Source organism: Acidovorax sp. A79, assembly GCF_041154505.1.
Lineage (GTDB): Bacteria > Pseudomonadota > Gammaproteobacteria > Burkholderiales > Burkholderiaceae_C > Acidovorax.
Window position 1 is genome coordinate 5,649,377 of sequence record NZ_AP028672.1, and the last position, 19,596, is coordinate 5,668,972.

A 19,596-nucleotide genomic window follows, 5' to 3' on the forward strand; every position below is an offset into this window, starting at 1 on the left:
TCGATATGAACGAGTTGGATTCCCTGGTCGAGAGCGCGACGCAACTGTTTGCCCAAAGCGCCACCCCTGCTGATCTGGAAAACGCCAAGGCGCAGTTCCTGGGCAAGTCGGGTCGCGTGACCGAGCTCATGAAGGGCATGGCGCAGCTGTCGGTGGATGAGAAGAAGTCCCGCGGCGCCGCCATCAACGTCGCCAAGCAGGCCATCGAGGCCGCGCTCACCGCGCGCCGCCAGGCATTGGCCGATGCGGAACTGCAGGTCCAGCTCAAGGCAGAGGCCCTGGACGTGAGCCTGCCAGGGCGCCAGCGCGGGCAGGGCGGCCTGCACCCCGTGTCGCTCACGCTCGAGCGCATCGAGGGCATCTTCGGCTCCATGGGTTTTGACGTGGCCCAGGGCCCCGAGATCGAGACCGACTGGTTCAACTTCACCGCACTGAACACGCCGGAAGACCACCCCGCGCGTTCCATGCACGACACCTTCTACGTGGAAGGCGGCACCCCCGAGGCGCCCAACCTGCTGCGCACGCACACCAGCCCCATGCAGATCCGCCACGCGGTGCAGCATGTGAAGAAGCACCGCGCGCTGCTCGACGCCGGACAGCCCATGCCCGAGATCCGCGTCATCGCGCCGGGCCGCACCTACCGCGTGGACAGCGATGCCACGCACTCGCCCATGTTCCACCAGTGCGAAGGCCTGTGGATTGGTGAGAACGTGAGCTTCAAGGATCTGAAGGTGATCTTCACGGCGTTTTGCCGCACCTTCTTTGAAAGCGACGACCTGGTTCTGCGCTTTCGCCCGAGTTTTTTTCCTTTCACGGAGCCCAGCGCCGAGATCGACATCCAGTTCCAGACCGGCCCCCTGGCCGGCCGCTGGCTGGAGGTGGCGGGCTCGGGCCAGGTGCACCCGAACGTGGTGCGCAACATGGGTCTGGACCCCGAAAAATACATCGGCTTTGCCTTCGGCATGGGCCCCGACCGCCTGACCATGCTGCGCTATGGCGTGAACGACCTGCGCCTGTTTTTTGACGGCGACATCCGTTTTCTGTCGCAGTTCCAGTAACCAGCAGGGCCGGACGGCTGCCATTCGGGCAGCCCGGCGGTCCGCCCAGCCGTTTTCACCCTGGCGCATGTGTCCTGAGAGGCCGCGCAGGGTAGTTTCCGTATACGACCCCGTACAAGAGTTCGACTATGCAATTCCCTGAATCCTGGTTGCGTGAGTTCTGCAACCCACCCCTTTCGACCGCCGAGCTGGCCGAGACGCTGACCATGGCCGGCCTGGAGGTGGAGGAGCTGCGCCCCGTGGCGCCGCCGTTCGCGAAGATCGTTGTGGGCGAGATCAAGGAAGCCGTGCAGCATCCCGATGCCGACCGCCTGCGCGTGTGCCAGGTGGACGTGGGGCAGGGCGCCCTGCTCAACATCGTGTGCGGCGCACCCAATGCGCGCGTGGGCATCAAGGTGCCCTGCGCCCTGGTGGGCGCCGAGCTGCCGCCGGGCGACGACGGCAAGCCCTTCCTGATCAAGGTCGGCAAGCTGCGCGGTGTGGAAAGCCAGGGCATGCTGTGCTCGGCGCGCGAGCTCAAGCTGTCGGAAGACCACGGCGGCCTGCTCGAACTGGATGCCTCCGCGCCCGTGGGCCAGGACATCCGCGAGCACCTGAACCTGGACGACACGTTGTTCACGCTCAAGCTCACGCCCAACCTGGCGCACTGCCTGAGCGTGTACGGCATCGCCCGCGAAGTCTCCGCGCTGACCGGCGTGCCCCTCTCGCAGCCGGCCTTCCCGGCAGTGGCCTCCAAAGTCCCGGACACCCTGGCCGTGAAGATCAGTGCCCCTGACCTGTGCGGCCGTTTCAGCGGCCGCGTGGTGCGCAACGTGAACACCCGCGCCACCACGCCGCAGTGGATGCTCGACCGTCTGGCGCGCTGCGGCCAGCGCGGCGTGTCGCCGCTGGTGGACATCTCCAACTACGTGATGTTCGAGCTGGGCCGTCCCTCGCACATCTTCGACCTGGACAAGATCCATGGCGGGCTGGATGTGCGCTGGGGCAAGGCGGGCGAGTCGCTCAAGCTGCTCAACGGCAACACCATCACCGTCGACGAAAAGGTCGGCGTGATCGCCGACAGCCAGCAGGTCGAGTCGCTCGCCGGCATCATGGGCGGCGACGCCACCGCTGTCTCGGACGACACCAAGCACATCTACATCGAGGCTGCCTTCTGGTGGCCCAAGGCAGTGGCCGGGCGTTCGCGCCGCTACAACTTCTCGACCGATGCGGGCCACCGCTTCGAGCGCGGCGTGGACCCTGCGCTGACGGTGGAGCACATCGAGCGCATCACCCAGCTGGTGATTGACATCTGTGGCACGCCCGAGACGGCCTGCGGCCCGATGGACGACCAGCGCGTGAACCTGCCCGTGCCCCAGCCCGTCACGCTGCGCGTGGCGCGCGCGGCCAAGGTCATCGGCATGCCGCTCACGCAGGTGCAGTGCGCTGACGTGTTCAGGCGCCTGGGCCTGCCGTTCACGGAAGGCGATGGCACTCTCACCGTGGCGCCACCGGCCTACCGCTTCGACATCACCATCGAAGAAGACTTGATCGAAGAGGTTGCGCGCATGGTGGGTTACAACAACCTGCCCACGACGCCGCCGCTGGCCCCCATCACCCCCAAGCTGCCGCCCGAGGCCACGCGCAGCCCGTTCGCCGTGCGCCGTACGCTGGCGGGCCTGGGTTACCAGGAAACCATCAACTTCAGCTTCGTGGAAGAGCGCTGGGAGCGGGAGCTGGCGGCCAACGTGCAGCCCATCAAGCTGCTCAACCCCATTGCCAGCCAGATGAGCGTGATGCGCTCGAGCCTGCTGGGCTCTCTGCTGCAGGTGCTCAAGTTCAACCTGGATCGCCGCGCCGAGCGCGTGCGCGTGTTCGAGCTGGGCCGTGTGTTCCTGCGGGATGCCAGCGTGGCCAACACCGACACCACGGTGGAAGGCTTTCACCAGCCCATGCGCGTGGCCGGTCTGGCTTATGGACCCAACGATGCGCTCCAGTGGGGCCGCAAGGAGCAGTCGATCGACTTCTTCGATGTGAAGGGCGATCTCGAGGCCTTGCTGGCGCCGCTGCAAGCCACGTTCGAGCCGGCCGTCCATCCTGCGATGCACCCCGGCCGTTGCGCGCGGGTGCTCCTCAACGGGCGGGCCGTGGGTTTCGTGGGCGAGCTGCACCCGCAATGGCGCCAATCGTGGGAGCTCCCGCAAGCGCCGGTGATGTTTGAACTCGAACTGGATGCCGTATTGCAGCGTGCAGTGCCCCAATTCAAGTCCGTGGCCAAGCACCAGTCCGTCGAACGTGATCTGGCGGTGGTGGTCGCTGAGCGGGTCACCCATGCCGAGGTCATGGCGGCGGTCCAGCAAGCGGTGCCTGGCGCAATGCTGCGTTCGGCTGTGCTGTTCGATGTGTACCGGCCCAAGGCGCTGCGTGCGGGCGAAGAGGCACCCGCCGGTGGCCTGGCTCCCGGGGAGAAGAGCCTGGCGGTGCGCCTGACTCTGGGCAGCGACGAGGCGACGCTCACCGAGGCCGAGATCGATGCCGCTGTTCAAGCGGTGGTGGGGCAATTGGCCCAGCGCATGGGCGCACGGCTGCGTGTCTGATGATGTTCAAGGGAGCTGACGCCATGATCGAATTCGCCGTCGAAAGCCTGGAAACGCCAGCGCTGACCAAGGCACAACTGGCCGATCTGCTGTTTGACCAGATTGGCTTGAACAAGCGCGAGTCCAAGGACATGATCGACGCATTCTTCGACCTGATCTCGCAGAGCCTGGTGGAGGGCAAGGATGTGAAGTTGTCGGGTTTCGGCAACTTCCAGATTCGCACCAAGGCACCACGGCCCGGGCGCAACCCGCGCACGGGCGAGGCCATTCCGATCAAGGCACGCCGCGTGGTGACGTTTCACGCCAGCAGCAAACTCAAGGAACAGATCCAGACGGCTGCCGGATCGTGAATTTGTGCCGTTTTTGTGACCAGAATGTTGCCGATGACTGGCGGTCTGTGCGCGTCTGCAGTACGCTAGCTGGCTGACCGGTTTGAATCCACCACCCATGGGCACCCCCCTTCCTTCGATCCCCGCCAAGCGCTACTTCACGATTGGTGAGGTCGCGGAGCTTTGTGGCGTCAAGCCCCATGTATTGCGTTACTGGGAGCAGGAGTTCACTCAACTGCGTCCCATGAAGCGGCGTGGCAACCGGCGCTACTACCAGCATCATGAAGTGCTCATGATCCGCCGCATCCGGGATCTGCTGTATGACCAGGGGTTCACCATCAGTGGCGCGCGCAATCGCCTGCAGGAGCTTGCGCATCCCGCCCGCGATGAGGCAGGGGCCGACGGCGCGATGAACGGGTTTGATTCCGAGATGCCCAGCATGCTGGTGGACAGTGCACGCGATCTTTCCATCGATGCGATGGGCATCACGCTGGACTCCAATGCGGTGCGCAAAGAATTATTTGAAATTCGGGCGCTACTTTCTCTGGGTTGACCTTTTTTCTGCATATAATCTAAGTCTTGTCGGCGTGTAGCGCAGCCTGGTAGCGCACTTGCATGGGGTGCAAGGGGTCGCGAGTTCGAATCCCGCCACGCCGACCATTGTTAGCAAAAGCCCAGAACCGAAAGGTTCTGGGCTTTTTTGCTTGGTCGCGGAAAAACATGCCACACGGCCTGGGGTGAAATGAAAGGCGGCTTGCTGCTGCGTGCTGTGCAGGCATGGTGGCGATACCGAGCCCCCGCTGATCAGCAGGCTCCCTGTCGAGGTAGTGCTGACATGTGGTCAGCCCGTGTTGCGGTTGCCCCCGTCAAAACCAAAGTAGCGGCTCGCCCCGCAAAGGACTCTCATGATCGATGGACTGGTGGCCGGCAGGCTGTATGGCGAGGCCGAGCGGCGTACTGACAAGGCCGGGAAGCCTTTTACCGTCTCCAAGGTGCGAGCAAGCACGGCGGATGGCGAGACGCTGTTCGTCAACGTGATTGCATTTGAGGCAGGGGTCTGCGCCTCCATGCACGCCCTGCGCGATGGAGACTCTGTGGCGCTGGCGGGAAGCATCACGCCAAGGGTCTGGACGGACAAGCAGGGAAACACGCGGCCCGCGCTGGACATGGTCGCGCACCGCCTGCTCACGCTGCACGGCGAATAAAAAACAAGGCGATGCAAAACTGATTCTGCGACTCGCGCTCGCCACGGCGTGACGTGCCAACGGGCGGTGCAAGAGGAGAGGGCGGGCGAGTCCAGCCGCCTGCCTGGGCGGTGCTTGCGACGGATACCCTGCCGCGCACGAAACAGCATTGAAAACGTGGCTGCTGCCAGGTCGCAGCGATCAGGTTGGTTTTTGGGGTGCTGGCTGGTCCTGCGCGAATCCCAGTGCCTTGAGTTCTTCTTCGCTCAGGTGCAGTTCCGTCAGCTCGGGTTGCCGCGCTTCGACCGTGCGCCTGCGTTCATAGTTGGTGGGCGGCCCTTTTTCCACTTGCCGGCGGTCCTTTCCGCTGCGCCTGTCCGCGCTGCCTCTGCGTTCCACGCTCATGTTGGTAGTCCTCATATAGGAAAAAAGCTCTGGGATTCCTGCCCTGGCTGGCCATCCTTTCAGGAGCACTGAACAGGTGTCCTGACCGGCCGGACTGCATCGTCTCAGTCTGCATGAGGCGGGCACGTTTGAAAAAGAAAGAATGGCAACAAACCAGCACACGGCACGCGTTCCAGGTACCAGAACTCCTGGCTGTCCCTGGGGCATTCCGACGCGGTCTGCCTGCGGCAATTTGTCCCAACCTGAGGCGATGCCCTGATTTGGTGATGGTTTGCACCGCATTGATGCGACTCCGTGCCGGCCGGGTCGCTGATGCCAACCCGCTTGCCCGCTCCTGGCGAGCGCTATGTGGCCGCAGGGGCTGAAAGGGCGGCATGGATATTGCGATCTACCGTTGCATGTCTGCCGGTGAAGCTGCCGTCGGACCGACCAACACCCTCCGCTAATGATGGCGGAACCCCCGGACGAGCGAGGCTATGAGCCTCTCGTGGGGTCGTTCCAATCCACACCCGTGCCGTTGCGGAGGGTGAGGTGCACTGGTTGCCTCCCTCGGGGCTGCCGATGCACAGCATCCCTGCACTTGCCCTCCGGGCGGCCCGGTCCATTGCAGGATCACTAGCATGAAAATCGTTCTCATTGGCCACGGCATGGTCGGCCACAAGTTCCTCGAAAGCCTGGCCGAGACCGGCATGACCGGCGTCGAGGTCACAGTGCTGTGCGAGGAGCCACGCCCCGCCTACGACCGGGTGCACCTCTCCGCCTTCTTCAGCGGCACCACGGCCGAGCAACTCTCCCTGGTCGAGCCCGGCTTCTTCGAGCGCACCGGCTTCACCCTGCGCCTGGCGGCGCGGGCCGCATCGGTGGACCGCCGCATTCGCACCGTGACCACGGTCGACGGCGAGGTGCTGCACTACGACAAGCTGGTGCTGGCCACCGGCTCCAACCCCTTCGTGCCCCAGGTGCCGGGGCGCGACCGTGACCACTGCTTCGTCTACCGCACCATCGAGGACCTGGAGGCCATGCAGGCCTCGGGCGCCAAGTCCAAGACCGGCGTGGTCGTGGGCGGCGGCCTGCTGGGTCTGGAATGCGCCAAGGCGCTGCGCGACATGGGCCTCGAAACCCATGTGGTCGAGTTCGCCCCCCGGCTGATGGCCGTGCAGGTGGACGAGGGCGGTGGCCGCGTGCTGCGCGCCAAGATCGAGGAGCTGGGCGTGCAGGTGCACACCGGCCGCAACACTCAGGAGATCACCAATGGCGCCCGTGCGCGCCACCGGATGGTGTTTGCCGACGGGACCTGGCTGGAGACGGACATGATCGTCTTCTCCGCCGGCATCCGCCCGCGCGACGAGCTGGCGCGCCAGAGCCTGCTGGCCGTCGGCCCGCGCGGTGGCGTGGCCATCGACAGCGCCTGCCGCACCAGTGACCATGACGTGTATGCCATCGGCGAATGCGCCTCGTGGAACGAGCAGACCTTCGGCCTGGTGGCACCCGGCTACGACATGGCGCGCGTGGCGGCCCGCCACATCGCGGGTGAGACAGACGCTGCCTTCGTCGGCGCCGACATGAGCACCAAGCTCAAGCTCATGGGCGTGGACGTGGCCAGCATCGGCGACGCCCATGCGAAAACGCCCCACAGCCGCACCTGCCAGTATGTGGACGAGCGCCGCCAGGTCTACAAGAAGATCGTCATCAGCGAAGACGGCAAGCAACTGCTGGGCGCCGTGCTGATCGGCGACGCCACCGAATACGGCACGCTGCTGCAGATGGCCCTGAACGGCATCACGCTGCCCGAGGACCCCGAGTTCCTGATCTTCCCGTCCAGCGATGGCAAGGCCAAACCCGGCCTGGGCGTGGATGCCCTGCCCGACACGGCACAGATCTGCTCGTGCAACAACGTCACCAAGGCCGGCATCTGCGAAGCCGTGGGCAATGGCGCCTGCACCATCGCAGAGATGAAGGCCTGCACCAAGGCCGGTGCCACCTGCGGCGGCTGCGTGCCCCTGGTCACCCAGGTCATGAAAGCCGAGATGGCGCGCCGCGGCATGGCCGTGAACAACCACATCTGCGAGCACTTCGCGTACTCGCGCCAGGAGATCTACCACCTGGTGCGCGTGGGCAACATCAGGAGCTTCGGCGAACTGCTGGCCCAGCACGGCAAGGGCATGGGCTGCGACATCTGCAAGCCCGTGGCGGCCAGCGTATTCGCCTCGTGCTGGAACGAGTTCGTGCTCAAGAAGGAGCTGGCCGGCCTGCAGGACAGCAATGACTACTACCTGGGCAACATCCAGAAGGACGGCACCTACTCGGTGGTGCCGCGCATGCCCGGTGGCGAGGTCACGCCCGACGGCCTGATCGCCGTGGGCCAGGTGGCCAAGAAGTACGGCCTGTACACCAAGGTCACCGGCGGTGCGCGGGTGGACATGTTCGGTGCGCGCCTGGAACAGCTGCCCCTGATCTGGGAGGAGCTGATCACCGCCGGGTTCGAGTCCGGCCATGCCTACGGCAAGTCCCTGCGCACGGTCAAAAGCTGCGTGGGCTCGACCTGGTGCCGCTATGGCGTGGGCGACAGCGTGGGCCTGGCCGTGGAGCTGGAGAACCGCTACAAGGGCCTGCGTGCTCCGCACAAGATCAAGTTCGGCGTCTCGGGCTGCACGCGCGAATGCGCCGAGGCGCAGGGCAAGGACATCGGCATCATCGCCACCGAAAAGGGCTGGAACCTCTACATCTGCGGCAACGGCGGCATGAAACCGCGCCATGCCGAGCTGTTCGCGTCCGACCTGTCCAAGGAAGACCTGGTGCGCATGATCGACCGGGTGCTGATGTTCTACGTGCGCACGGCCGACCGGCTGCAGCGCACCAGCACCTGGCGCGAGAACCTCGAAGGTGGCCTCGACTACCTCAAGGATGTCTTGCAAAAGGACAGCCTGGGCCTGTGCGCCGAGCTCGAATCGCAGATGCAGAACGTGGTCGATACCTACCAGTGCGAATGGAAGACCGCCGTGACCGACCCCGAGACGCGCAAGCGCTTCCGCTCGTTCGTGAACAGCGACAAGGCCGACGAGAACGTGCTCTTCGTCGAGGAGCGCGGCCAGATCCGCCCGGCCCGCGCGGAGGAGCGCGGCGCCAAGGTCATCCCCATCCACCAGGCCGCCTGACATGAAGCACCCCCTGAGTCGCTTCGCGCCTTCACCCTTCTCTCGACGCGCTGTGCGAGTCCGGGAGGGGGACGCCCCCAGCGCATGCGCTGGATACGCCGCCTTCGCGGCGGGGCGGCCCTTGCGTGGGGCACTGGTGTCGGCTGCGCCAGTTGCGCGCGTTGCGGGCAACCTGTAGCGCAATGAATCAATAACGGAGAACTCCCATGAGCGCACTTCCCATGAACAGCACCGACCCCCTTGCCTGGACCGACATCTGCGCGGTCGACGACATCCTGCCCAGCACCGGCGTCTGCGCCCTGGTGGCCAACCGCCATGTGGCGGTGTTCCGCACCGGCAGCGACCAGTTCTTCGCCATCGACAACGTGGACCCGAAGTCGGGCGCCAGCGTGCTCTCGCGCGGGCTGATCGGTAACCTGGGCGAGCGCGTCGTGGTCGCCTCGCCGCTGTACAAGAACCATTTCGACCTGCGCACCGGCGAATGCCTGGAGGCGCCCGAGCATTCGGTGCGGGCGCACGGTGTGCGCGCCGAGGGCGGGCGCATCAGCATTGCAATGGCCTGAGGGCCTGCCCTTGAGGTCTCTTGAGGCCGTGTCCCGGCAACTCTTCGGGCCGGGTTGTGCGGAAGTGCATTGCATCGCGTTCCGCGCAGGCCCCTGGAGGCTTGGCGGGCGCGCGGCAGGTTCTGGGGTTAGCATTCCCTCGTATCGATTTTCTGGAGTTCCCGCATGCCCGACCAGGCCGCGTCCCTGACCGTTTCGACCCTTGTGCTGCGCTCGCGCCAGCTGGAGATCGACGCGGTGCGCCACCTCGCCAGCCGGGCCGTTCTGGTGGACACGATCGGCCAGCTGATAGAAGGTCTGCAGCGCGAGCGCGGCGCATCGGGCGCCTACCTGGCGTCCAATGCCCAGCGTTTTGCCGACATGCGCAGCCGGATCATCCAGGAGGTGCTGCCCCTGGAGGCGCGACTGCGCCAGGAATTTGCCCAGCATGTGGAACCCGAACAGGGCGCGACGGCCAAGGCCTTGTCGCTCATGGCGTGGGCCCTCCTGGGGCTTGATTCTCTGCCCGCGCTGCGCAGCCAGATTGACAAGCAGGCGATGACCGCACACGACTCGATCGCTGCGTTCAGCCACCTGATCGCGGGTCTGATCGAGCTGGTCTTCCATGTGGCCGATGCGGCGGGGCTGCCCAGCGTATCGCGCCAGCTGGTGGCTTTGCTGCACCTGGTGCAGGCGCAGGAAGAGGCGGGCCAGGAGCGCGCCATGGGCGCGCTGCTCTATGCCTCTGGCCAGGGCAGCGACGCGCACCAGCAGCGGGTGCTGCACCTCATCGACGCGCAGGAGCGCAGCTTGCGCGTGTTTTCCGAGTTTGCCGATCCGGCCCTGCGTGGACGCTGGGAGCAGCAGCAGCTTGCCCCCGGCATGGCCCAGCTGGAGCGGCTGCGGCGCACGCTGTGCGTGGTGCGCCCCGGCGCCGCCCTGGACAGCAACCTGAGCGACGCCTGGTTCGACGTGTGCACGGAGCGCATCAACGCGCTGTGGCAACTGCAGGTCGAACTGGTCCAGCGTCTGCGCGAGGACTGCGAGGCTCGCATCCTCGAAGCGCAGCAGGACCTGCAGGACTCCAGGGGCCTGCTGCGCGGCCTGCGCGACAACCCGCCGCAGCGCACGCACGCGGTGGACCGGTTCTTCGACATCGCGATTGCACCCACGTCCGTGCCGGAGGCGGCGGCCGGCACGCACGGGGCCGAATCGGCTTCGCTGCTGGAACTGCTGCAGGCCCAGTCGGCGCGCATGGCCGGCATGGAGGCCGAGCTGGAGGCGGCGCGCCGCACGCTGAACGAACGCAAGGTGATCGAGCGCGCCAAGGGGGTGCTGATGGCCCGCCTGGGCATGAACGAGGAAGTCGCCTTCCGCGTGTTGCAGAAAACCTCGATGGACCAGAACCGCCGGCTGCTCGAGGTGGCGGAGGCCACGCTGTCCCTGCCCGATCTCGCCTTTGCGCAGTCTGCGCTGTCAGGCGCCAAGTCCTCATAGATAGCGTCGCGGTGCCCCGCAACGGGGCGGGCAGGCACTGGTGACCCACTGTGGTGCCGGTGCCGCACCGAGTGGAGGCTCATTTCTTGCGGTGGTCGCCGCGCATGCGCCAGAGAGGGACGGGCCACGCTCCGATGCACCATTCCATCAGGGGTATGGAACTTGCATGGAGAGAAGTGGTTGTCGGCTAAAGGCGGCTTGCCAACCCACCGTCCGTGGTCTTCCGCGGGCAAAGGAATCGCGCATCCAAGGATAACGGCGTCCCTTGCGTCTCCTCCAGATGACTGGAGGACGGCGCAGCGGACGCCGTTTTCTTTTTTCCTCCTTGCGCGTTCCGCCGGCCCGCCGTCCGGGACGCTGTCAATAGTCTCCCGTCCCAAAGGAAATTCAATGGCCTACCTTGCCCCTGCCGAGTTCGTGACCAAGATGGTCGACTCCGGTGAATCCAAGCTCCTGATGTCCACCCGCGACACGCTGATCCGCTCCTACATGGCCGGCGCCATCCTGGCGCTGGCGGCCGCGTTTGCCGTGACCGTCACGGTCAACACCGGCAACCCGCTGGTCGGCGCCATGCTGTTCCCCGTGGGCTTCATCATGCTGTACCTGATGGGTTTCGACCTGCTGACGGGCGTTTTCACGCTCGCACCGCTGGCGGTGTTCGACAAGCGCCCAGGCGCCACCTGGGCGGGCGTGCTGCGCAACTGGGGCCTGGTGTTCGTGGGCAACTTCGCGGGCGCACTGACGGTGGCGGTCTTCATGGCCATCATCTTCACCTTCGGCTTCAGCGAGGCGCCCAATGCCGTCGGCGAGAAGCTCGGCCACATCGGCGAGGGCCGCACGGTGGGCTATGCCGCCCATGGCGCTGCCGGCATGCTCACGCTGTTCGTGCGTGCCGTGATGTGCAACTGGATGGTCTCCACCGGCGTGGTCGCCGCGATGATGTCCACCACGGTCTCGGGCAAGGCCATTGGCATGTGGATGCCGGTCATGATCTTCTTCTACATGGGTTTCGAGCATTCCATCGTCAACATGTTCCTGTTTCCCACCGGCCTGATGCTGGGCGGCAAGTTCACGCTGATGGACTATCTGATCTGGAACGAGCTTCCCACGGTGCTCGGCAATCTGGTCGGAGGCCTTACCTTCGTCGGTGCCACGCTGTATTCCACGCACTACAAGACCGCGCCCAAGCGCCATGTCTGAGCTTCTCCCTGAGCGACCTCGCCGCTGCGCGCTGCGGGCATGGGGACGCCGCCAGCGCGGCGGGGCGACCCCCGCGCGGCGGCTGGCGGGTGGGCCGCGCCGGTTGCGTGGGCTGGCGGTGGCGTGCAGCGCCATGGACCGCTGATGGGCCACGGCACGGATCCGGGCGGGCTGCGCGTCACGCTGGGCCAGCACTCGCGGGCGGGGCGCAAGGGCGTCAACCAGGACTTTCATGGTGCCATGTTGCCCGGTGAGCCGCTGCGCGGCTCCAAGGGGATCGTCGTCGCCCTGGCCGATGGCATAGGGTCCAGCACGGTCAGCCAGGAGGCCAGCGCGGCCTCGGTGCGCAGTTTCCTGGACGACTACTACGCCACCTCCGACGCCTGGTCGGTGCGTCGCTCGGCCCAGCGCGTTCTGAGTGCCACCAACGCGTGGCTGCATGCGCAGACCATGCGCAGCCACGCGCGTTTCGACAAGGACCGCGGCTATGTGACCACCTTCAGCGCGCTGATCCTGAAAGGCCGCGATGTCCATGTGCTGCATGTGGGGGATGCGCGCATCTATCGCCTTCACGGGCAGTCGCTCGAGCAGCTGACGCAGGACCACCGTGTCCACCTGTCGTCGGCCGAATCGTTCCTGGGCCGCGCGCTTGGCACGAGTGCCCATGTCGAGATCGACTATTGCTGCCTGCCGGCCGATGTGGGGGCCCTCTACGTGCTGGCCACCGACGGTGCGTACACGCATTTCGATGCAGCCGCAGTGCATGCGGCTCTGGCACGGTTTCCCGGGGACTTCGATCAGGCCGCGCAAGATCTCGTGGAGGGTGCGCAGGCCCGCGGCGCCGACGACGACATGACCGTGCAGATCCTGCGCATCGATGCGCTGCCCGATCCTGAAGCCCACCGCCTGCATGCGCTGCGCGAAGGCCTCGCGTTCGCGCCGCCGCTGTCGCCCAGGATGCGTTTCGAAGGCTACACCGTGGTGCGCGAACTGCACGCGAGCGCGCGCAGCCACGTGCACCTCGCGGTGGACGACGCGACGGGGCAGCAGGTGGTACTGAAGACCCCATCGACGGCGTTGCGCGATGACGCCGGCTATCTCAACAGCTTCCTGCTGGAAGAGTGGGTGGCGCGGCGTATCCATAGCCCCCATGTGCTTCGGCCACACACCAGCGACCGGCCGCGCCAGCATGTCTACGTGGCCATGGAATTCGTGGAAGGCCAGACCCTGGCGCAGTGGATGATCGACCATCCCCGCCCGGATCTCGACGCGGTGCGCAGCCTGGTGGCGCAAGTGGCGAAGGGACTGCAGGCCTTCCATGGCAAGGAGATGCTGCACCAGGACCTGCGGCCGGAGAACGTGATGATTGACCGCACGGGAACCGCCCGGATCATCGACTTCGGCTCCACGCTGGTCGCTGGCCTGGCCGAGGAAGCGCACGGCCTGGACATGGGCTCATCCATTGCCGGCACCTTGCAGTACACCGCGCCGGAGTATTTTGCGGGCATGGGGGGCAGCGCGCGTTCCGACCTGTTCTCGCTGGCGGTGCTCACGTACCAGATGCTGTCCGGGCAGCTGCCGTATGGCCTGCAGGTGGTGCGCATCCGCTCGGCGGGTGACGTGAAACGGCTGCGGTACGTGCCGGTCCGCCACTTGCGGGCCGACCTGCCGGATTGGCTGGATGCCGTGCTGCAGAAGGCCTTGCACCCCGATCCGGCCAGGCGCCAGGAGGCGGTGTCGGAGTTCGTCCACGACCTGCAGTCCCCAGGGCTGCGGTTCCAGCGCCGCAGGGCGGCACCGCTGGTGGAGCGCAATCCGGTCGTTTTCTGGCAGACCGCCACGCTGGTGCTGGCGCTGGCCGTGCTCTTGCTGGCCGGGTTGCGTGTTTTTGGGCGCTGAGCGGCCAGAAAGGGCGGTGCTGCCGGGCAGCAGGCCCTCCCGGCATGCGCAAAAAATAAAGCCCCGCCATTTATCCAATAGCGGGGCTTTCTTTGCTGACTTGGTGCCGGAGAGATGAATCGAACACCCGACCTTCTCATTACGAATGAGCTGCTCTACCGACTGAGCTACACCGGCGTAAGCCTCAGATTATAGCGTGGAATGGTAGGCTGTCACGCGCTCCACCTCATTTTTTGATCCCAGGATCACGCTGACGCGCTCGTGCAGCTGGGTGGGCTGGATGTCCAGGATGCGCTGCTTGCCGTTGGTGGCGGCGCCGCCGGCCTGCTCCACCAGCCAGCCCATGGGGTTGGCCTCGTACATCAGGCGCAGCTTGCCGGGTTTGTTGGGTTCGCGCTTGTCCCAGGGGTACATGAAGACGCCCCCGCGGGTGAGGATGCGGTGCACATCCGCCACCATGCTGGCGATCCAGCGCATGTTGAAGTCCTTGCCGCGCGGGCCGTCCTTGCCCTGCAGGCATTCGTCGATGTAGCGCTTCACGGGCTCGTCCCAGTGGCGCATGTTGCTCATGTTGATGGCGAATTCCTTGGTGTCCTCGGGAATGCGCACGTTCTCCTCGGTGAGCACGAACGAGCCCTGTTCGCGGTCGAGCGTGAACATGGCGACGCCGTCGCCCACGGTGAGCACCAGCGTGGTCTGCGGGCCATAGATGCAATACCCCGCAGCCACTTGCTGGGTGCCGGGCTGCAGGAAGTCGCCTTCCTCCACGCCACGGTCGCCATCGGGCTTTTTCAGCACGCTGAAGATGGTCCCGATGCTCACGTTCACGTCGATGTTGCTGGAGCCGTCCAGGGGGTCGAACAGCAGCAGGTATTCGCCTTGCGGATAGCGGTTGGGCACCAGGTAGATGCCGTCCATTTCCTCCGAGGCCATGGCCGCGAGGTGGCCGCCCCATTCGTTGGCCTCGATCAGCACCTCGTTGGCGATGATGTCGAGCTTCTTCTGGATCTCGCCCTGCACGTTTTCGCTGCTGGCCGTGCCCAGCACGCCGCCCAGCGCGCCCTTGTTCACGGCGTGGCTGATGCTCTTGCAGGCGCGGGCCACCACTTCCAGCAGCAGGCGCAGTTGCGAGGGGATGAGGCCGTCCACCCGTTGCTGTTCAACGAGGTAGCGGGTCAGGCTGATGCTTTTTGCCATGTCAGTCCTTTCTTGGTCGTGGTTTATTCGGCGAGTGCACGGGTCACGACCTCGCGCACGTCGTTGGAGAGCGCGGGCCTGGCGGCAACACGGGCGATGGCTTCGCGCGCGGAGGTGCGCCAGGGGGCTGCGAGTTTCTTCCAGCGGTCCAGGGCCCGGGCCAGGCGTGCGGCCACCTGGGGATTGATGGCGTCCAGCTCGATCACGCGGTCGCTCCAGAACACGTAGCCCGCCGCGTCTGCGCGGTGGAAGGCGCCGGGGTTGGCGCTGCAGTAGCTGAAGATCACGCTGCGCGCGCGGTTCGGGTTCTTCAGGCTGAAGTCAGGGTGCTGCATGAGCTGGCGCACGGCGGGCAGCACGTTGCCGCCACGGTCCGGCGCGCCGGCCTGCAGCGCGAACCACTTGTCGATGACCAGGGGTTCGTCCTTGAACAGCGCATGGAAGCGTGCCAGGGCAGGGGCCGCCAGTTCACTGCCGCTGGCCACCAGGGCGGTCAGTGCGTTGAAGCGGTCCGTCATGTTGCTGGCCACCTTGAAGCGCTGGTAGGCCTTGCCGGGCCAGACCACATCGCCCGTCTTCTGGGCGGCGATGCACAGCATGTGCAGCGCCAGCCCGCTGAGCGCGCGGCGGCCCGAAGAGACAGGATCGGGGCTGTAGCCGCCGGTGTCCTGGTTCTGCTCCCAGGCCGACTCCCAGTCCGCCTGCAGCGACAGGGCCAGCTGTTCGCGCATGGCTTCGCGCACGGCGTGGATGCGCTGCGGGTCCACCACATCGAGCTGCTCGGCGATGTAGGTCTCGGACGGCAGGGTGAGCACGAGTTCCTTGAAGGCTGCATCCAGCAGGGGGTTGCGCAGCACCGCGCGCATCGCTTCCACAAACGCGGCCGGCAGGATCTGGTGATCAAAATGGCCCCCAGCGCTTGTCTGTTGTGCGCTGTCAGCTATTGCATTGATAGCAATGCGCAGTGCCAGACGCTGGCCCGCTTCCCAGCGGTTGAAGGCGTCGGCATCGTGCGCCAGCAAGGTGAGCAGCTGGGCATCGGTGTAGTCGATGTCCAGCACCACGGGCGCGCTGAAGTTGCGCAGCAGCGAGGGCACGGGTTCGCTGTCCAGGTCCGTGAAGGTCAGCGTCTGCGAGGCTTCGGTCAGCACCACCACGCGCGAGGCTGCCTGCGCGGCGCCTTCGCCCGCCAAGTGAAGGGGCAGGGGGGCGCCGCTGTCGCTGAGCAGGCCCAGCTCCACGGGGATGACGAAGGGTTCCTTGGCGGGCTGGCCGGGCGTGGGGGCGCAGCTTTGCGACAGCGTGAGCGCATAGCAGCGCGTGGCGGCGTCGTAGCGGCCCGTGGCCCGCACGCGCGGCGTGCCTGCCTGGCTGTACCAGCGCTTGAACTGGGGCAGCAGGCGTGCCAGGTCGCTCGCGGGGTTGGCATCGGCGATGGCCTGGGCGAAGTCGTCGCAGGTCACGGCCTGGCCGTCGTGGCGCTCGAAGTACAGCTTCATGCCCCTGGCGAAGCCGTCGCGGCCCACCAAGGTGTGCATCATGCGCACCACCTCGGCACCCTTTTCGTAGATGGTGACGGTGTAGAAGTTGTTGATCTCGACGTAGCTGTCGGGGCGCACCGGGTGGGCCATGGGGCCCGCGTCCTCGGGGAACTGGGCGGTGCGCAGCACGCGCACGTCCTCGATGCGCTTGACGGCGCGGGCCGAGGGGCTGCCCGCCAGGTCCTGGCTGAATTCCTGGTCGCGAAAGACGGTCAGGCCTTCCTTCAGGCTCAGCTGGAACCAGTCGCGGCAGGTCACGCGGTTGCCGGTCCAGTTGTGGAAGTATTCGTGGCCCACCACGCTTTCGATGTTGGCGAAGTCGGTGTCGGTGGCCGTGGCCTCGCTGGCCAGAACGTACTTCGTGTTGAAGATGTTCAGGCCCTTGTTCTCCATGGCGCCCATGTTGAAGTCGCTGGTGGCGACGATCATGAAGCGCTCCAGGTCCAGCGGCAGGCCGAAACGGGCCTCGTCCCAGGCCACGCTGTACATCAGCGAATTCATGGCGTGTTCGGTCTTGCCCAGGTCGCCGGGGCGCACGTACACCTGCAGCAGGTGCTCGGTGCCCGAACGGCTCTTGATCTTCTGCTCGCGGGCCACCAGCTTGCCCGCCACCAGGGCGAACAGGTAGCAGGGCTTCCTGTGCGGGTCCACCCACTTGGCGAAGTGGCGGCCGTCCTCCAGGTCGCCGCTGTCCACCAGGTTGCCGTTGGACAGCAGCACCGGGTACTGGGCCTTGTCGGCGCGCAGGGTGACGGTGTAGCTGGCCATCACGTCCGGGCGGTCCAGGAAGTAGGTGATGCGGCGAAAGCCCTCGGCCTCGCACTGCGTGAAGAACGTGCCCTGGCTCACGTACAGGCCCATCAGGTGCGTGTTCTTGGCGGGGCAGCAGGTGGTGAAGATCTCGAGCGCGAAGGCGTCCGTGCCCGTGGGCAGGTTCTCCAGCACCAGGCGCGAGCCCTCCATCTTGAACGAGGTGCCCTGGCCGTTGACCAGCACGCGCGCCAGGTTCAGGTCCTCGCCGTCGAGCTTGAGCGGCTGCTCGGCCACCTCGGGGTTGCGGCGCAGCAGCATGCGGTTGAGCACGCGGGTCTTGGCGGGGTCCAGGTCGAACGTGAGCTCGACGCTGTCGATCCAGTAGGCAGGCGCGGTGTAGTCCTCGCGGCGGATGGCGACGGCCGGGCCGGCGCCTTCTCCGCTTCCGTCGGCTTTATGCAGTTGCAACATGGAGGCTCTCCAGAAAGTCGGTGTTCATGAGTTCGGTGTAGTCGCGCACGGCGGCCAGCACGTGGGGTCCGGCCAGTTCCTGCGCGCTGTGCGTGCTGCAGATCGCCACGGCGCGCATGCCCGCGCGGCGCGCGGCTTCGATGCCGAAAGGCGCATCCTCGAAGACGATGCAGTGTGCGGGGCTGGCGCCGATGCGGCGCGCCGCCTCCAGGAAGATCGCGGGCTGGGGTTTGCCGGGCAGGCCTTCGTCGCCGCGCACGATGGCCAGGGGCGCGGGCTCCAGGCCCAGGCGTGTCATCGCGAACTGCACGTTGTGGATATCGCCGGCGGTGCCCACGGCCACTTTCAGGCCGCGTTCGCCGAGCTGCGCGGCAAAGCGGCGAAAGCCCGCCACTTCGGTGAAGCGGGGCCCGAACAGCTCGCGGTAGATGTCTTCCTTCTCGCGGGTGAGCGCGTCGGCCTCATCCTGCGGCACATCGCGGCCCAGCAGCTCGCGGATGCACTCGGTGCCGTTGCGGCCCGTGGTGCGCGCCATGAGATCGGGCACGTCGATGTCCATGCCGCGGCGCCGGGTGAATTCGACCCAGGCCTTGGCGTGCCAGGGCATGGAGTCGATCATGGTGCCGTCCATGTCGAAGATGATGGCCTCGGCGTGCATCACACGCCCTGCTTCAGGCTGGCTTCGATGAACGCGTCCAGATCGCCGTCCAGCACCTTCTGCGTGGCCGATATCTCGACGTTGGTGCGCAGGTCCTTGATGCGGCTGTTGTCCAGCACGTAGCTGCGGATCTGGTGGCCCCAGCCCACGTCGGTCTTGGTGTCCTCGAGCTTTTGCTGCTCTTCCTGGCGCTTGCGCATCTCGTGGTCGTACAGGCGCGAGCGCAGTCGCTGCCACGCGATGTCGCGGTTGCCGTGCTGGCTGCGGCCGTCCTGGCACTGCACCACGATCCCGGTGGGGATGTGCGTGAGGCGCACGGCCGAGTCGGTCTTGTTGATGTGCTGCCCACCCGCGCCGGAGGCGCGGTAGGTGTCGGTGCGCACGTCGGCCGGGTTGATGTCGATCTGGATCGAGTCATCGATCTCGGGGTAGACGAACAGGCTGGCGAAGCTGGTGTGGCGGCCGCCCGACGAGTCGAACGGGCTCTTGCGCACAAGGCGGTGCACGCCGGTTTCGGTGCGCAGCAGGCCGTAGGCGTATTCGCCCTCGACCTTGATCGTGGCGCTCTTGATGCCCGCCACGTCGCCCGGGGTTTCTTCCTCGACGGTGGTCTTGAAGCCCTTGCGCTCGGCGTACTTGAGGTACTGGCGCAGCAGCATGCTGGCCCAGTCGCAGGCCTCGGTGCCGCCGGCGCCGGCCTGGATGTCCACAAAGCAGTTGAGCGGGTCGGCCTCGTTGCTGAACATGCGGCGGAATTCCAGCTCTTCGATGAGCGGGCGCAGCTTGGCCGTCTCGGCCTCGATGGTCAGGAGGCCGGGTTCGTCGCCTTCTTCCTTGCTCATTTCATAGAGCTCGGTGTTGTCGGCCAGCTCGCGCGTGAGCTTGTCGAGCGTGAGCACGACGGAGTTCAGCGACTTCTGTTCCTTGCCCAGCTCCTGGGCCTTCTTGGGATCATTCCAGACCGAAGGGTCTTCCAGCGACGCGTTTACCGTGCGCAGGCGTTCGAATTTGGCATCGAAGTCAAAGATACCTCCGTAACTCTTGCGTGCGCAGGGCCAGGTCGCCGAGGGTGGTGCCGATGAGGTTGATGCGTTCTGCGTCCATGATTCTTGTCCTGTGTGTTCTGTGGAA

At 66.0% G+C, this 19,596-nt stretch carries 15 protein-coding genes and 2 tRNA genes; 11 read left to right on the plus strand and 6 right to left on the minus strand.

Features of this window, described 5'->3' with window-relative positions:
* The first annotated feature begins 5 nt into the window (after positions 1-5).
* The 6 genes from pheS (at position 6) to ACAM51_RS26190 (ending at position 5,168) form a co-directional block, all read left to right on the plus strand.
* On the plus strand, positions 6-1,058 hold the full coding sequence (gene pheS, locus ACAM51_RS26165; RefSeq protein ID WP_218297542.1) for a phenylalanine--tRNA ligase subunit alpha: 1,053 nt from the start codon (positions 6-8) through the stop codon (positions 1,056-1,058).
* A gap of 128 nt (positions 1,059-1,186) precedes the next feature.
* Positions 1,187-3,634, plus strand: coding sequence for a phenylalanine--tRNA ligase subunit beta (gene pheT, locus ACAM51_RS26170; RefSeq protein WP_369642342.1), 2,448 nt, complete (start codon positions 1,187-1,189; stop codon positions 3,632-3,634).
* Between the two features lie 23 nt (positions 3,635-3,657).
* On the plus strand, positions 3,658-3,984 hold the full coding sequence (locus ACAM51_RS26175) for an integration host factor subunit alpha (RefSeq protein ID WP_218297540.1): 327 nt from the start codon (positions 3,658-3,660) through the stop codon (positions 3,982-3,984).
* A 97-nt stretch (positions 3,985-4,081) separates the two neighbouring features.
* Positions 4,082-4,516 (plus strand): MerR family transcriptional regulator, encoded by a 435-nt coding sequence (locus ACAM51_RS26180; protein WP_218297539.1) that lies wholly within the window; start codon positions 4,082-4,084, stop codon positions 4,514-4,516.
* 30 nt (positions 4,517-4,546) lie between these two features.
* A tRNA-Pro gene (locus ACAM51_RS26185) sits at positions 4,547-4,623 on the plus strand.
* Between the two features lie 245 nt (positions 4,624-4,868).
* Entirely contained in the window at positions 4,869-5,168 is a 300-nt protein-coding gene (locus ACAM51_RS26190) for a single-stranded DNA-binding protein (protein WP_218297538.1), read from the plus strand.
* Positions 5,169-5,348: 180 nt separating this feature from the next.
* Here ACAM51_RS26190 and ACAM51_RS26195 read toward each other — a convergent pair whose 3' ends face one another.
* Entirely contained in the window at positions 5,349-5,552 is a 204-nt protein-coding gene (locus ACAM51_RS26195) for a hypothetical protein (RefSeq protein WP_218297537.1), read from the minus strand.
* Between the two features lie 620 nt (positions 5,553-6,172).
* On the opposite strand from ACAM51_RS26195, the gene nirB reads away from it, so the two are divergent.
* The 5 genes from nirB (at position 6,173) to ACAM51_RS26220 (ending at position 13,845) form a co-directional block, all read left to right on the plus strand.
* Entirely contained in the window at positions 6,173-8,707 is a 2,535-nt protein-coding gene (gene nirB, locus ACAM51_RS26200; RefSeq protein ID WP_369642343.1) for a nitrite reductase large subunit NirB, read from the plus strand.
* A 206-nt stretch (positions 8,708-8,913) separates the two neighbouring features.
* On the plus strand, positions 8,914-9,270 hold the full coding sequence (gene nirD / locus ACAM51_RS26205) for a nitrite reductase small subunit NirD (RefSeq protein ID WP_369642344.1): 357 nt from the start codon (positions 8,914-8,916) through the stop codon (positions 9,268-9,270).
* A 165-nt stretch (positions 9,271-9,435) separates the two neighbouring features.
* Positions 9,436-10,746: a nitrate- and nitrite sensing domain-containing protein gene (locus ACAM51_RS26210; protein WP_369642345.1), complete on the plus strand. Its 1,311-nt coding sequence runs from the start codon at positions 9,436-9,438 to the stop codon at positions 10,744-10,746.
* A gap of 390 nt (positions 10,747-11,136) precedes the next feature.
* Positions 11,137-11,946, plus strand: a complete 810-nt coding sequence (locus ACAM51_RS26215) for a formate/nitrite transporter family protein (protein ID WP_369642346.1) — start codon at positions 11,137-11,139, stop codon at positions 11,944-11,946.
* Positions 11,947-12,090: 144 nt separating this feature from the next.
* Entirely contained in the window at positions 12,091-13,845 is a 1,755-nt protein-coding gene (locus ACAM51_RS26220) for a protein kinase (RefSeq protein ID WP_369642347.1), read from the plus strand.
* A gap of 101 nt (positions 13,846-13,946) precedes the next feature.
* On the opposite strand, the gene ACAM51_RS26225 is transcribed toward ACAM51_RS26220, so the two are convergent.
* The 5 genes from ACAM51_RS26225 to prfB all read right to left on the minus strand — a co-directional run bounded on the left by ACAM51_RS26225 (position 13,947) and on the right by prfB (position 19,569).
* Positions 13,947-14,022: transfer RNA gene (locus ACAM51_RS26225), tRNA-Thr, on the minus strand.
* A 12-nt stretch (positions 14,023-14,034) separates the two neighbouring features.
* A complete protein-coding gene (locus tag ACAM51_RS26230; protein ID WP_218338775.1) occupies positions 14,035-15,042 on the minus strand; it encodes a class 1 fructose-bisphosphatase in 1,008 nt (335 codons plus the stop codon).
* Between the two features lie 23 nt (positions 15,043-15,065).
* Positions 15,066-17,807: an aminopeptidase N gene (gene pepN, locus ACAM51_RS26235; protein WP_369642348.1), complete on the minus strand. Its 2,742-nt coding sequence runs from the start codon at positions 17,805-17,807 to the stop codon at positions 15,066-15,068.
* Positions 17,791-18,465: an HAD family phosphatase gene (locus ACAM51_RS26240; RefSeq protein WP_218297529.1), complete on the minus strand. Its 675-nt coding sequence runs from the start codon at positions 18,463-18,465 to the stop codon at positions 17,791-17,793. The genes pepN and ACAM51_RS26240 overlap by 17 nt, the downstream gene beginning before the upstream one ends.
* Positions 18,465-19,569 (minus strand): peptide chain release factor 2 gene (gene prfB, locus ACAM51_RS26245; protein ID WP_218297528.1). Its coding sequence is split into 2 segments (ribosomal slippage): positions 18,465-19,487 and positions 19,489-19,569, totalling 1,104 coding nucleotides; the frame shifts between segments, so codons are not numbered across the junction. The genes ACAM51_RS26240 and prfB overlap by 1 nt, the downstream gene beginning before the upstream one ends.
* Positions 19,570-19,596: the final 27 nt, after the last annotated feature.

Excerpts from the sequence above, each read along its gene's own strand:
- ACAM51_RS26190 (WP_218297538.1), top strand. The coding sequence starts at position 4,869 with ATGATCGATGGACTGGTGGCCGGCAGGCTGTATGGCGAGGCCGAGCGG.
- nirD (WP_369642344.1), top strand. The coding sequence starts at position 8,914 with ATGAGCGCACTTCCCATGAACAGCACCGACCCCCTTGCCTGGACCGAC.
- ACAM51_RS26195 (WP_218297537.1), bottom strand. The coding sequence starts at position 5,552 with ATGAGCGTGGAACGCAGAGGCAGCGCGGACAGGCGCAGCGGAAAGGAC.
- ACAM51_RS26175 (WP_218297540.1), top strand. The coding sequence starts at position 3,658 with ATGATCGAATTCGCCGTCGAAAGCCTGGAAACGCCAGCGCTGACCAAG.
- ACAM51_RS26180 (WP_218297539.1), top strand. The coding sequence starts at position 4,082 with ATGGGCACCCCCCTTCCTTCGATCCCCGCCAAGCGCTACTTCACGATT.
- pepN (WP_369642348.1), bottom strand. The coding sequence starts at position 17,807 with ATGTTGCAACTGCATAAAGCCGACGGAAGCGGAGAAGGCGCCGGCCCG.
- ACAM51_RS26215 (WP_369642346.1), top strand. The coding sequence starts at position 11,137 with ATGGCCTACCTTGCCCCTGCCGAGTTCGTGACCAAGATGGTCGACTCC.
- ACAM51_RS26210 (WP_369642345.1), top strand. The coding sequence starts at position 9,436 with ATGCCCGACCAGGCCGCGTCCCTGACCGTTTCGACCCTTGTGCTGCGC.
- pheT (WP_369642342.1), top strand. The coding sequence starts at position 1,187 with ATGCAATTCCCTGAATCCTGGTTGCGTGAGTTCTGCAACCCACCCCTT.
- ACAM51_RS26240 (WP_218297529.1), bottom strand. The coding sequence starts at position 18,465 with ATGCACGCCGAGGCCATCATCTTCGACATGGACGGCACCATGATCGAC.
- ACAM51_RS26230 (WP_218338775.1), bottom strand. The coding sequence starts at position 15,042 with ATGGCAAAAAGCATCAGCCTGACCCGCTACCTCGTTGAACAGCAACGG.
- pheS (WP_218297542.1), top strand. The coding sequence starts at position 6 with ATGAACGAGTTGGATTCCCTGGTCGAGAGCGCGACGCAACTGTTTGCC.
- nirB (WP_369642343.1), top strand. The coding sequence starts at position 6,173 with ATGAAAATCGTTCTCATTGGCCACGGCATGGTCGGCCACAAGTTCCTC.
- ACAM51_RS26220 (WP_369642347.1), top strand. The coding sequence starts at position 12,091 with ATGGGCCACGGCACGGATCCGGGCGGGCTGCGCGTCACGCTGGGCCAG.